Origin of the sequence: Duganella sp. HH101 (assembly GCF_001758795.1) — a bacterium.
GTDB classification, from domain to species: Bacteria; Pseudomonadota; Gammaproteobacteria; order Burkholderiales; family Burkholderiaceae_D; genus Rugamonas; species Rugamonas rivuli.
The window spans coordinates 408,169-421,380 of sequence record NZ_LRON01000003.1; the positions used below are offsets into that span (position 1 = coordinate 408,169).

A 13,212-nucleotide genomic window follows, 5' to 3' on the forward strand; every position below is an offset into this window, starting at 1 on the left:
ACTGAGAGAGACCGAGCATGCCGTCGATAGAATTCCTGTTTGCCTACTGGTCTGCCCACGAAATCGCCACCAACGGCGTGATTTTGCTGAACCTGGTGGGCGCGCTGCTGCTCGGACTGATGGTCGGTTATGAGCGCTCGTACCATGGCCGCGCCGCCGGCATGCGCACCTACGGGCTGGTTTGCATGGCCTCCGCCGCGCTGACGGTGATCGGCGGCTATCCCAGCGACTGGTTCGGCGGCCACGCCGGCCACACCATCCTGACCTCCGACCCGACCCGCATCGTGCAGGGCATCGTCACCGGCATCGGCTTCCTCGGCGCGGGCGTCATCATGCGCGAAGGCTTCAACATCAGCGGCTTGACCACGGCGGCGTCGATCTGGGCCTCGTCGGTGATCGGTGTAATGGTCGGCATAGGCTTCTATCTGGGCGCGATGGGGCTGGCGGTGCTGTGCGCCGGCGCGATGATCCTGCTGACCAAGGTCGAGGCCTGGCTGCCGTCGCGGCATGCGATCGCCATCACCATGCGCTTCAAGGCGGGCTACCTGCCGCAGGAGCCGGTGCTGCGCGCGATGGCGCTGCAGCGCGGCTACGAGATCGCCGGCGGTTCGATGATGATAGGCAGCGACGGCGGCATGCAGGAGTGGCGCTTCGTCGCCATCGCGCTGAGCAAGCGTAGCGGCGCTCCGATGTCGGTGCTGTCGGCGGAGCTGGCCCAGTTCGACGGCATCCATAGCTTCCAACTGTCCCACGCACGTAACTGACCATGACGATGAACGCACAAGCCCAAGCCGTATTCGATTTCTGGTTCCAGGCCGCCGACGCGCCGCGCAGCGAGTGGTTCCAGAAGAACGAAGCATTCGACCGCGAGATCGCAAGCCGCTTCGGCGCGCTGATAGAACAGGCGCTGGCCGGCGGCCTGCACGAATGGGACGAGGAAGGCCCGCGGTCGGCGCTGGCGCGCATCCTGGTGCTGGATCAATTCTGCCGCAACGTCCATCGCGGCACGCCGCTGGCCTTTGCCGGCGACCCGCAGGCTTTGCAGGCGGCGCGGCACATGGTCGGCGCGCAACGGGACCAGGCGCTGACGCCCTTGCAGCGCGCCTTTGCCTACCTGCCTTTCGAGCACGCGGAGGACATGGCGATGCAGGAGCAGTCCGTGGCCCTGTACACGCGCATGCACGATGCGATACGCGCCACGGCGCCGGCGGGCATCGCCAACAGCATCGCCGGCATGCTCGATTACGCCCATCGCCATCGCGAGGTGATACGCCGCTTCGGCCGCTTCCCACACCGCAACGCCATCCTCGGCCGCGCATCGACGCCGGAAGAACAGGCGTATCTGCAGCAGCCGGGGTCCGGTTTCTGATGGCGACGCTGAACCTGATCGGCGCCGGCCATGTCGGCCGCGTGCTGGGCCGCCTGCTGGCGGCGCAAGCCGGCTTCCAGGTACGGCAGGTGCTGACGCGCTCCGCCGCCTCGGCGCGGGCGGCCGTGGACTTCATCGGCAGCGGCGCGGCCGTGGAGCGCTACGATCAATTGCAGCCGGCCGCCGTGCACCTGTTGGCCGTCGGCGACGACCAGATCCAGTCCGCCTGCGCGGCGCTGGCGCAGGCCGTGCCGCTGCGCGGCAGCGTGGTGTTCCATTGCAGCGGCGCGCTGGCCTCGGACCAGTTGCAGGCGGCGCGCGACGCCGGCGCGCTGGTGGCCAGCGCCCATCCGATCCGTAGCTTTGCCGATCCGGCGGTGGTGGCTGCCCAATTTGCAGGCACCTTCTTTGGCGTCGAAGGCGACGCCGCCGCGCTGGCCGTGCTGACCCCGGCCTTGCAGGCCATCGGCGCGCAGCCGGTGCCGATCGACGCATCGGCCAAGACCGTGTATCACGCGGCCGCCGTCTTCGCCAGCAACTACCTGGTGACGGTGCTGGACGCCGCGCTGCGCGCCTACCAGGCCGCCGGCATCCCGGAGCCGGTGGCGCGGCAGATGGCGCAGCCGCTGGCCACCGAATCGATGGCGAATGTGTTCCGCCTCGGCGCCGCCGCCGCGCTGACGGGCCCGATCGCGCGCGGCGACATGGTTACTGTGGATCGCCAACAACGGGCGGTCAGCCAGTGGGATGCCGCCACGGGCGAGCTGTATCGGGCGCTGGTGGCGCCCACCGTCGAACTGGCGGGGCGAAAACCACGGAAATAGCACGTCGTGACGACTACGGCTCTTATCTCCTTGCAAATTACTACTTAACAACTATATTTTAAGTAGGTGTATGCTTTGTCCAGAACGGCCACGGCTGTCGGCGTTGCAGTTTTATTGGTACGAATTCACAAATAAGTTTCAGGATTAGTCGACAAACTCCGGAATTAGCAATAAGCTTGTTTCTTAGAATGTTTTCTTGAAGAATCAAACATCAAGCCGGCGCACCAATAGGATAGGGGTAAGAACATGTTATTTCTGAAGAGTACGACCGTCACGAAAGCGCCAGGGATTTACGACGTAGATATCGCCGCTAAACCGCCAGGCAAGACCTTTGGCGTGTTCATGGCCACCGATCCGGACAATCCTCCGGCCGAAGTGCTGGCGGCGCTGGCTGCGATGGGGTTCAAGAACACCTACAGCGGCGGCTACACCCACAAGGACCGCGGCAAGGTGCTGGACCTGCACTTCCAGAAGGACGGCACCGACCTGTTCCAGGGCTGGAAAGCGGAAGAGATGGAAGCCAATATGGCCGCCATCACCGCGCTGTTCGGCGGCATCGGCATCACCATCACGCCACGCGTAATGACCCTGGCCGAAGCCTACGCCTAAAAGTTGCCGTAAAAAGACCGCAGCGTCGTTGTAGCTCCTCGCCGTGCTAGCGCACTGTCTTCGTCACTACGCCTAGCTGCGCTCATTTTACGGCAACTTTTTAAGCCTGCACTTCGATGTGATACAGCGCCCACGGGCAGGAACCGAACCGCTCGGCGAGCGGTTTGACGGCCATCTCGTGGACCTTGTCGGCATCGTAGATCGCCCATAGCGGTCCCAAGCCGCCCAGCGCCATCGGCGCGCCATCCAGATGGGTGGCGACGATGTAGCGCTGCGCGCGCGCCTGCGCCATTGTCACCGTGGCCGCATAGCCATCCACCGCACGCAACACCAGCTTGCCGCTATCGCCCAGCGATGCGCCGGCCGCCTTCATCACGTCCAGCAGCAGCGGGCCCCGCAGCGTGTGCACCTTGTTGTCGTATTCCAGCGTCGGCGCGATGGTAATGGCCGGCAGCGCGGCCAGCGCCGCGAAGTCGAAGGCGTGCGCCTTGTCGAAGCTGAGCTTTTGCTTGAACATCATCTGGTCACGCACCGGATCGAAGCGGTCGCGGTTGGCCTTGCCGATGGCGCCGGTGACGGTCAGCAGCGCCGGCCCGGCGGATTTCGACGCGGCGGCTTGCGCGGTGGCGGGCAGGGCGGCGGCGGCCATGCCGGCCAATGCGGCGCGGCCGAGGAACTGGCGTTTTTTCATGCGGAATACTCCTGGCTGACGTAGTGCCGGTATCATACCGCGCATGGATCTATTTGCCGACGACAGCGCCTTGATGCCCATCCCTATCGAGGATGGCGAACTGTGGTTCCAGCAGCGGCTGGCGCTGGACCTGACGCCGGCCGAAGCCATGCAGCGCCTGCTCGACGAAACCGACTGGCGCGAGGAACAGATCCAGGTCTGGGGCAAGCTGCACATGCAGCCGCGCCTGAGCGCCTGGCATGGCGACGCCCGCTACCGCTATTCCGGCAAGCTGTTCCATCCGCTGCCGTTCACGCCTTTGCAGCTGCACATCAAACAGGCAGTGGAGCAGGCCACCGGCCGCCAGTTCAACAGCCTGCTGCTGAACTACTACCGCGACGAGCGCGACAGCATGGGCTTCCACGCCGACAACGAGCCGACGCTGGGGCCGAATCCCGCCATCGCCTCGGTCAGCTTCGGTGCGCCGCGCACCTTCATCCTCAAGCACCGCACCTTGCCCAAGACCGTCAAGCTGGCGCTGGGCGACGGCTGCCTGCTGCTGATGGCGGGCAGCCTGCAGCATCACTGGCAGCACGGCATCAACAAGGAACGCGCGCCGCGCGGACCGCGCGTCAACCTCACTTTCCGCAATATTTTGCGCGAACCTTAAGCCTCTCTTAAGTTTGGAATAAGCTGATTTAAGCCATCCATTATTTGGCTTACATCCTGTCACACTTCTTACTAAATCGGTGCGGACATCAGTTGGCACGAGTGCTATCTTGATTCCATCGCACTTCAGAGAACTGCGATCCCAAGCAAGTCCAACACTCATTTTTTGCTGAAAGATCCAAGACCATGAAAAAAATTCTGTTCGCATTAGTCGCTACCGCCGCCGCACTGGCCGGCACCTCCGCTTACGCCGCCGATTTGGGCGATGATGCCGGCTCCGGCTACGTCGGTGTAGGCGTACTGGGCAGCCGCTACAAGTTCGACGTGCCCAACGCCACCAGCTCTTCCGGCAACAGCGGCACCAAGGCCGGCGGCAAGATCTACGGCGGCTACAACATCGACAAGACCTGGGCGGTTGAAGGCGGCTACACCAACTTCGGCAAGCAAGACTACAACTACACCGTGAACGGCGCTGCCGGCAGCGTGAAGTCCGACGCGCATTCGTTCTACGTTGCGGGCAAGGGCACCTGGCCAGTGAACGAGCAGATCGCCGTGTTCGGCAAGCTGGGCGTGGCGCGCAACCACAACTCCGTCAGCACCACCGGCATCGCTGCCGTCAGCGGCGACGCCAACAAGAGCGCGCTGTACGCTTCGGTCGGCGCCGAGTATGCGATTTCCAAGCAGGTGAAAGTCTCGCTGGAGTATGAAAACTATGGCAAGAACAACATCGACATGGGCCGCAAGAACGGCGCGATCACCGCAGGCCTGCGCTACAACTTCTAAACCCGGTTAGCAGTAATAAAAAAAGGCCACCTTGCGGTGGCCTTCGTCGTTTACACGGTCAGTGGCTTGTAGCGGATGCGTTTCGGCTTCGCGCCTTCCTCGCCCAGGCGTTTCTTCTTGTCGGCTTCGTATTCCTGGTAGTTACCGTCGAAGAAGGTGACTTGCGAGTTGCCTTCGAAGGCCAGGATGTGGGTGGCGATACGGTCCAGGAACCAGCGATCGTGGGAGATCACCAGCACGGAGCCGGCGAACTCCAGCAGCGCGTCTTCCAGCGCGCGCAGGGTTTCCACGTCCAGATCGTTCGACGGTTCATCGAGCAGCAGCACGTTGCCGCCCTTGAGCAGCGTCTTGGCCAGGTGCAGACGGCCGCGTTCACCGCCGGACAGGTTGCCGACGATCTTCTGCTGGTCCGACCCCTTGAAGTTGAAGCGGCCCAGGTAGGCGCGCGACGGCATGTCGAAACGGCCGACGCTGAGCATGTCGGCGCCGCCGGACACGTCCTCGAACACGCTCTTGCTGTCGCTCAGCGTATCGCGGCTCTGGTCCACCAGCGAGATGCGGGCGGTCTGGCCGATCACCACTTCGCCGCTGTCCGGCTTGTCGAGGCCGGCGATCATCTTGAACAAGGTCGACTTGCCGGCGCCGTTCGGGCCGATGATGCCGACGATGGCGCCCGGCGGAATGGTGAACGACACATTGTCGATCAGCAGGCGGTCGCCGAACGCTTTCGAGACGTTCTTGAACTCGATCACTTCATTGCCCAGACGCTCGGCCACAGGGATGAAAATCTCCTGGGTCTCGTTGCGCTTCTGGTATTCGTACTCGCTCAGCTCGTTGAAGCGGGCCAGGCGGGCCTTGGACTTGGCCTGGCGTGCTTTCGGATTCTGGCGCGACCATTCCAGTTCCTTGGCCAATGCTTTCTGGCGCGCGGACTCGGTCGATTCTTCCTGCTTCAGGCGGTTGGCCTTCTGGTCCAGCCACGACGAGTAGTTGCCCTTCCATGGAATGCCATGGCCGCGGTCCAGTTCCAGGATCCATTCGGCGGCGTTGTCGAGGAAGTAGCGATCGTGGGTGATGCCGACCACGGTGCCCGGGAAGCGCAGCAGGAACTGTTCGAGCCATTCGACGGACTCGGCGTCCAGGTGGTTGGTCGGTTCGTCGAGCAGCAGCATGTCCGGCTTGGACAGCAGCAGCTTGCACAGCGCCACGCGGCGCTTCTCGCCGCCGGACAGCACGCCGATCTTGGCGTCCCAAGGCGGCAGGCGCAGCGCGTCGGCGGCCATTTCCAGTTGCAGGTTCAGGTTGCCGCCGTCGGAGGTCGAGATGATCGCCTCCAGACGCGCCTGCTCGGTGGCCAGCGCGTCGAAGTCGGCGTCTTCCTCGGCATAGGCGGCGTACACGGCTTCCAGCTTGGCTTGCGCCTCGAACACTTCGCCCAGGCCGGATTCGACTTCCTGGCGCACGGTTTTTTCGGGATCCAGTTGCGGTTCCTGCGGCAGGTAGCCGATGTTCAGGCCCGGCATCGGCACGGCTTCGCCCTGGATGTCGGTGTCGATGCCTGCCATAATTTTCAGCAAGGTCGACTTACCGGAGCCGTTCAGGCCCAGCACGCCGATCTTTGCGCCCGGGAAGAAGGACAGCGAAATATCTTTCAGGATCTGGCGCTTGGGCGGGACGATTTTGCCCACGCGGTTCATGGTATAGACGTAATTTGCCATTGAGAATCTCAGTCAGAATTTTTGAATTGCGTAGAAATGCAAGGAAGGACGACAGGATACGATAAATCCAGCCGCCCGCCCACTATTTAGCGCGTTTGCTCATCCACAGGCCCTCGGCCACGTACAGCGCCAGCGCGGCCCAGATGATGACGAAGCCGATCAGCCGCGCCTGCGGGAAGGTTTCATGGAACACCCACACGCCCAGCAGCGCCTGCATGGTGGGCGACAGGTATTGCAGCAGGCCCAGCACCGACATCGGTATCTTGCGCGCGCCGGCCGCGAACATCACCAGCGGGATCGCGGTGATCGGCCCGGCCGCCGCCAGCAGCCAGCGGGTGCTGTCGTAGGGCGTGTTGAGGAAGGTGTTCTGGCCGTGCAGGGTCAGCCACAGCACATAGGCCAGCGCCAGCGGGAACAGCAGCATGGTTTCCAGCGACAAGCCCTCCAGCGCCGCCAGCGCCGCCGTCTTGCGCAGCAGGCCGTAGCCGCCGAAGGTGATGCCCAAAATTAAGGCAATCCACGGCAGCTGGCCGGCCGACCAGGTCAGCCACAGCACGCCGCTGGCGGCCACGCCGATGGCCAGCCACTGGCCGCGCCGCAGTTTTTCCTTCAGCACCAGCAGCCCGAGCAGCACGTTGATCAGCGGATTGATGAAGTAGCCGAGGCTGGCGTCGATGACGTGGCCGTTGTTGACCGACCAGATGTAGACGAACCAGTTGGCCGTCAACAGCAGCGAACTGGCGACAAAGCTGGCCAGCACGCGCGGCTTGCGCAGTACTTGCGGCAGCCATTTCCATTGCTGGCGGGCCGTCAGCACCAGGCCCAGGAACAGCAGCGACCACAGCATGCGGTGGGCCAGGATTTCCAGCGCCGGCACCTCGCCGATGGCGTGGAAGTACAGCGGGAACAGGCCCCAGCAGAAGAACGCGAATGTGGCGTAAATAATACCTGTGTTCATGAGGGCGGACGGCGGGGACGAGGGCAAGGTCTGCCATTATCGCCGAAATGACGGGCCGCCGCTGCCGGGCCCGCCGCACGGCCGACCGCCGAACTCGCGCTTCAGGCCGCAGCGGCGTACACTGGCGATATTGAAAATTTGGAATCCTATTCCATGCGAAAATCTCCTTGCCTTTTGCAAATAGTTATCCTATTGTGCAATGCACCAAAACAACAACAGGTGCAATCTTGACCGAGCAACATAAGAAAAGCAGCCTCGTCGCCCTGACGCTGGCTGCGGTAGGCATCGTTTACGGCGATATCGGTACCAGTCCCCTCTACACCCTCAAGACCATCTTCGACCCCGAGCACGGCCTGGCGCTGAGCGAGTTCAACCTGCTGGGCATCATTTCGCTGATTTTCTGGGGCCTGACGATGATCGTCTCGCTCAAATACGTCACGCTGGTGCTGCGCGCCGACAACCGCGGCGAGGGCGGCATCATGGCGCTGATGGCGCTGGTGCTCAATTCGGTCAGCAAGGCCGCGCCGCGCTGGCATTATCCGCTGATGCTGCTGGGCGTGTTCGGCGCCACCATGTTCTATGGCGACAGCGTCATCACGCCCGCCATCTCGGTGCTGAGTGCGATGGAGGGCCTGGAAGTGGCCGCGCCCGGCCTGGAACAGTACATCGTGCCGCTGACCATCATCGTGCTGGTCACGCTGTACGCGGTGCAGCGCCACGGCACGGCCGGCATCGGCCGCCTGTTCGGCCCGGTGATGGTGATCTGGTTCGCCGCGCTGGCCGTCATGGGCCTGATCAACATCATCGAAGCGCCGCAGATCCTGTGGGCGCTCAATCCGTGGAACGCCTTCCGCTTCATGATCCAGAACCGCATGATCGCCTTCGTCGCGCTGGGCGCCGTGGTGCTGGCCTTCACCGGCGCCGAGGCGCTGTACGCCGACATGGGCCACTTCGGCAAGAAGCCGATCCGCGCCGCCTGGTTCCTGGTGGTGTTCCCCGCGCTGGCGCTGAACTACCTGGGCCAGGGCGCGCTGCTGCTGGTGCATCCGGAAGCGATCTCCAATCCCTTCTTCCAGCAACTGGGCGCGTGGAGCGTCTACCCGCTGGTGGTGCTGTCGACGATGGCGACGGTGATCGCCTCGCAGGCCACAATTTCCGGCACCTTCTCGATGACCAAGCAGGCCATCGCACTGGGGCTGCTGCCGCGCATGCGCGTGGTGCACACGTCCGAGCGTGAAATCGGCCAGATCTACATCCCGGCCGTCAACTGGCTGCAGCTGGCGGTGGTGCTGCTGGCCGTGGTGGGCTTCGGTTCGTCGGACAAGCTGGCCGGCGCCTACGGCATCGCGGTGACGGCGACCATGCTGGCCACCACCTTCCTGACCTTCTTCGTCACCCGCTACCGCTGGCACATGCCGCTGGCCCTGTGCCTGGCCGCCACCGGCTTCTTCATCATCATGGACATCATGCTGTTCTCGGCCAGCACGCTCAAGCTGTTCCACGGCGGCTGGTTCCCGCTGCTGCTCGGCGCCGTGCTGTTCACCATCATGCTGACCTGGAAGCGCGGCCGCGAGCTGGTGTTCCAGAACCTGCAGAAGCATGCGATTCCGCTGGAGGACTTCCTGTCCTCGCTGTTCGTGGCGCCGCCGACGCGCGTCTACGGCACCGCCATCTTCCTGCGCGGCGAGAGCGACGGCGTGCCGCATGCGCTGCTGCACAACCTGTCGCACAACAAGGTGCTGCATGAACGCGTGGTGTTCTTCACGGTGCATGTGGTGGAAGAGCCCTACGTTCCCGAGGCCGAGCAGGTCAAGGTCACGGACCTGGGCCACCAGTGCTACCAGCTCAACGTCTACTACGGCTTCAAGGACGAACCGGACATCCCGCGCGCGCTGGCCTTGTGCGACTGCCTCGGCCTGCCGTTCGAGATGATGGAGACCTCCTTCTTCATCGCCCGCCAGACGGTGATCTCGACCCCGGGCGCCGGCATGGCGACCTGGCGCGAGCATCTGTTTGTGACGATGTCGCGCAATGCGCGCGGCGCCGCCGACTACTACCAGATCCCCACCAACCGCGTGATCGAGCTGGGTACGCAGGTGGAAATTTAAGCACACGGGCGGTGCTAAAAGATGTAACCGAATGTAGTGCATGGAGCGGAAGCTGCGAGGTCTGCTAAACTTCTGCTCCGAATGCGCGCGCGCCAGCGCCCCAATACGAACACTCATCAAAGGTAATCATGAAATCGATGTTCCAATTTATTGCTGCCGTTGCCTGCGTAGCGGCCCTGACGGCCTGCGGCGGCGGTGCGAAAAACACTGCGGCGGAAGTGAAGCCGCAACCGGCATTCAAAGTGACCGAGACCCTGGCCGGCACCGGCACCCAGGCTGCGACGGGCGATCTGGTGGTGATCAACTTCGTCGGCTACCTGTACAACCCGGCCAAGGCCGATTTCAAGGGCGACAAAGTGGAAAGCTCGGTCGATACCGGCAAGCCTGCCACGCCGTTCGTGGTCGGCGTGGGCACCGTGATAACGGGCTGGGACCAGACCATCGTCGGCATGAAGGTGGGCGCCAAGCGCACCGCCATCCTCCCGGCCAATTTGGCGTATGGCGCCACTGCGCGCGATGCAGTGAAACTGACCGGCTTTACCTACCAGCCGATTGAAGCCAATTCGCCGCTGGTCTACGATATTGAGCTGATCGATGTCGTCAAGCCGAGCGTACCGCCGGTGGTCGTGCCTCCGCCGACCACGCTGCAAATCAAGGATACCGTGATCGGCACCGGCGCCACGGTCGCTGCCGGCCAGACGATCACCGCGAACTACACGCTGTACCTGTACGATGGCACCCGCGGGGACTTCCGTGGCGCGGTCAAGGATACGACGGTCGGCTCGACGGCGCGCGAGTTTCCTCTGGTCGAAGGCACCGCGACCACCACCGGCGTGATCGCCGGCTGGGTCCAGGGCATTCCAGGCATGAAGGTGGGCGGCAAGCGCACCCTGTTCGTTCCGCCTGAGCTGGCGTACAAGGCGGCTGGAACGGCGACCATCCCTCCCAACTCCACGCTGATCTTCGATATCGAGCTGGTAAGCATCAAATAAAAACGGTTCACGCATTAAAAAAGCAGCCCTCGGCTGCTTTTTTTTCGTCACCGTTTCGCTAGGCCTGGTCGCGCAGCACCTGTGCGGGGGCGATGCGCATCGCCGTCAACGTGTGGCGCAGCGTGGCGGCCGCCACCACCAGCAGCGCGAACGCCAGCGCCGCCGCCGGCGCCCAGCCGCCCAGCGGCGTGCGCGCGGTGTAGCCTGCCAGATAGCGTTCGATGGCGATCCAGGCCAGGGGCAGCCCCACCGCGCCGGCCACCGCCGTCAACAGCACGAACTCGCGGCTGACCAGCGCCGCAATCGCGGCATTGCCGGCGCCGTGCAGCTTGCGCAGCACGATCTCGCGCGAACGCCGCTGCACGCTGTGCGCCGCCAGCACGTACATGCCGAAAGCCGCCAGCGCGAACACCACCGCCGTGGCGCAGCCCAGCAGCCTGGCCATGCGCACGTCGTCGGCATAAGCCTGCGCGTAGTAGCTGCCCCCGCCGCGTATCACCGGCTCGCCGGCGGGGAAGTAGCGGCTCCATGCCGTGGCGATGTCCTGCTCCAGCGCGGCCCGGCTGCGGGCGCCAGGTGTGCCCGCAGCGCCCATGCGCACGGTCAGCAGCTGATTGTCGCGCGCGATCTGGTACATGGTCGGCCGCACCGGATCGCGCAGCGTTTCCCAGCGCACGTCCGGCGCCACGCCGGCGATGCGGAACTGCGTGCCGCCGATGCGCTGGCCGACGGCTTGCTGCGCGGACGGCCAGCCCAGCGCCTGCACCGCCGCCTGGTTGAGCACCACGTTCTGCTCGCCGTCGCCATCGCCAGGCGCTGTCTCGATGCGCGGATCGAACAGGCGTCCGGCCACTGGCTTGAGTCCATAGACGTTGAAGAAATCCGCGCCGACAAAATGCACGCCCAACGACGCACTGGTGCCGTCCACGCGCTTGACCGTGGTGCTGCCGTGGGTGCCGGTGCCGTCGTCGCGGCCCGGCACGTCGCGGCTGTCCGCCACGCCGGCCACGCCGGGCAGTTGCGCGATGGCGTCGCGCAGCGAACGGGCGGCGGGGCTGTCGCGCAGGTTGTCCTTCATCTCCACCACCAGCAAGGGCGCGGGATCGAAGCCGGGCGGCGCCGCTGCGGCGAACTGCGTTTGCCACAGGATCGCCAGCGCCACGCTGCCCATGCTCATGGCGACGCCGAACTGCACCGCCGTCAAGCTGCGGCGCAGCCAGGCGCCGCCTGCGGTTTCGCCGCTGCGGTGGGCCAGCGTGCCGCCCATGTCGACGCCGCGCGCCAGCCAGCCCGGATAGACGCCGGCCGCCGCGCCAGCCAGGGCGCCGGACAGCAGGCACAGGCCGATCGTCAACGGCGTGAACATGCCGTCGAGGCGGCGCTCCAGCAGGTCGGACGCCAGCGGCAGCAGCAGCCACGCCAGCAGCACGCCCAGCGCGGCGGCGGCCACCGACAGCAGCATGGCCTCGGCCATGAACTGCGTCAGCAGCTGATGGGTGCTGGCGCCGAGCACACGGCGTACGGCGATCTCGCGCTGGCGGCGCACGCTGCGCACCGTCGCCAGGTTGACGTAGTTGACCACCGCGAGGAACAGTACCAGCAAGCCGGTGGCGCCGAGCGCCAGCACCACGCGCAGGTCGCCGCGCGGGCCGGTGCCCATGGTGTTGGCGACGCTGCGGTCGAAGTAGGCGTCGGCCAGCGGGCCCAGGCCGATATCGACCATCTTGCGCTGGCCCAGCGCCGCCTTCATTTCCGGCGTCGCGATGTCGGCCCATGGCGCGCGGTCGATGGCGTCCTGCAGCACCCGCTGCAAGGCTTGCGGGCTGACGCCGGGAGCGGTCTTGACGTAGATGCGCCCGCCGATGCCCATCCAGTTGGACAGCGCGTCCTCGCGCTCCTTCTGCGGCCATAGCGCGCTGCCCACGCCGACCAGCGCGTTGAACTGCAGCGTGCTGTTGGCCGGCCGGTCCGCCAGCACCGCGCGCACCTGCAGCGCCTGGCGATTGATCTCGATGGTGCGCCCCAGCGGCTCGGCGTCGCCGAACAGGCGCCGCGCGGTCTGCCGCGTCACGGCCAGGCCGTCGGGTTGGGACAGCGCCGCACGCAGGTCGCCGGCCAGCGCTTGCAGGCCGCTGATGGACTGGAACGCCGGATCGACCGCCGTCACCTCCAGTTCCTGCGCGCGCCCCTGCAGTTGCAGCGTGGTCCGGCGCGGCCACCAGGCGCTGGCCTCCAGCGCCACCCCGCTGCGCAGGGCCACTTCACGCAGGGCGAACGGGGTGTACTCCATCCATTGCGGTTGCGGAATGAAGTTCAGGCGGTGCTTGATGAGGAATACGCGCTCGCGCTGCGGCACGTCGCTGTCGTAGCTGAACGAGTAGGCCACGAAGCCGAGCAGCAGGAAGCAGACGGCGAAGCCCGTCGCCAGCCCGAGTATCTCCACGGCGGCGTGGAAGGGCTGGCGCAACATCAGGCGCCAGCCAATGCGGAAGTCGCTGGTTTTCATTCTAGT

At 65.0% G+C, this 13,212-nt stretch carries 12 protein-coding genes; 8 read left to right on the forward strand and 4 right to left on the reverse strand.

From position 1 onward, the window contains the following. The first annotated feature begins 17 nt into the window (after positions 1-17). The 4 genes from DUGA2_RS07030 (at position 18) to DUGA2_RS07045 (ending at position 2,802) form a co-directional block, all read left to right on the forward strand. Complete coding sequence (locus DUGA2_RS07030) at positions 18-764, forward strand: MgtC/SapB family protein (RefSeq protein ID WP_070268185.1); 747 nt, start codon at positions 18-20, stop codon at positions 762-764. Positions 765-766: 2 nt separating this feature from the next. Continuing rightward, positions 767-1,369, forward strand: coding sequence for a DUF924 family protein (locus DUGA2_RS07035; RefSeq protein ID WP_070268187.1), 603 nt, complete (start codon positions 767-769; stop codon positions 1,367-1,369). After that, positions 1,369-2,193, forward strand: coding sequence for a Rossmann-like and DUF2520 domain-containing protein (locus tag DUGA2_RS07040; protein ID WP_070268188.1), 825 nt, complete (start codon positions 1,369-1,371; stop codon positions 2,191-2,193). The genes DUGA2_RS07035 and DUGA2_RS07040 overlap by 1 nt, the downstream gene beginning before the upstream one ends. A 246-nt stretch (positions 2,194-2,439) precedes the next feature. Beyond that, positions 2,440-2,802, forward strand: coding sequence for a hypothetical protein (locus tag DUGA2_RS07045; protein ID WP_070268190.1), 363 nt, complete (start codon positions 2,440-2,442; stop codon positions 2,800-2,802). A 100-nt stretch (positions 2,803-2,902) separates the two neighbouring features. On the opposite strand, the gene DUGA2_RS07050 is transcribed toward DUGA2_RS07045, so the two are convergent. Next, positions 2,903-3,493 carry a molybdopterin-dependent oxidoreductase gene (locus DUGA2_RS07050; protein ID WP_070268192.1) on the reverse strand — a complete coding sequence of 197 codons (591 nt, stop codon included), beginning with the start codon at positions 3,491-3,493 and terminating at the stop codon, positions 2,903-2,905. Between the two features lie 43 nt (positions 3,494-3,536). Between DUGA2_RS07050 and DUGA2_RS07055 the strand changes: the two genes are divergently transcribed. After that, positions 3,537-4,142: an alpha-ketoglutarate-dependent dioxygenase AlkB gene (locus tag DUGA2_RS07055; RefSeq protein ID WP_070268193.1), complete on the forward strand. Its 606-nt coding sequence runs from the start codon at positions 3,537-3,539 to the stop codon at positions 4,140-4,142. 185 nt (positions 4,143-4,327) lie between these two features. Then, positions 4,328-4,924, forward strand: a complete 597-nt coding sequence (locus tag DUGA2_RS07060) for an outer membrane beta-barrel protein (RefSeq protein WP_070268194.1) — start codon at positions 4,328-4,330, stop codon at positions 4,922-4,924. A gap of 50 nt (positions 4,925-4,974) precedes the next feature. Here the strand turns inward: DUGA2_RS07060 and ettA are convergent, their stop codons facing one another. Continuing rightward, positions 4,975-6,642, reverse strand: coding sequence for an energy-dependent translational throttle protein EttA (gene ettA / locus DUGA2_RS07065; RefSeq protein ID WP_070268195.1), 1,668 nt, complete (start codon positions 6,640-6,642; stop codon positions 4,975-4,977). An 82-nt stretch (positions 6,643-6,724) separates the two neighbouring features. Then, positions 6,725-7,600 (reverse strand): EamA family transporter RarD, encoded by an 876-nt coding sequence (gene rarD / locus DUGA2_RS07070; RefSeq protein WP_070268197.1) that lies wholly within the window; start codon positions 7,598-7,600, stop codon positions 6,725-6,727. Positions 7,601-7,827: 227 nt separating this feature from the next. Between rarD and DUGA2_RS07075 the strand changes: the two genes are divergently transcribed. Next, the gene (locus tag DUGA2_RS07075) at positions 7,828-9,708 is read left to right on the forward strand and encodes a potassium transporter Kup (protein WP_070268198.1); all 1,881 of its coding nucleotides are present in this window, start codon (positions 7,828-7,830) and stop codon (positions 9,706-9,708) included. 128 nt (positions 9,709-9,836) lie between these two features. Then, entirely contained in the window at positions 9,837-10,700 is an 864-nt protein-coding gene (locus DUGA2_RS07080) for an FKBP-type peptidyl-prolyl cis-trans isomerase (protein ID WP_070268200.1), read from the forward strand. Between the two features lie 58 nt (positions 10,701-10,758). Here DUGA2_RS07080 and DUGA2_RS07085 read toward each other — a convergent pair whose 3' ends face one another. Further along, positions 10,759-13,206, reverse strand: a complete 2,448-nt coding sequence (locus DUGA2_RS07085) for an ABC transporter permease (RefSeq protein WP_070268202.1) — start codon at positions 13,204-13,206, stop codon at positions 10,759-10,761. Positions 13,207-13,212: the final 6 nt, after the last annotated feature.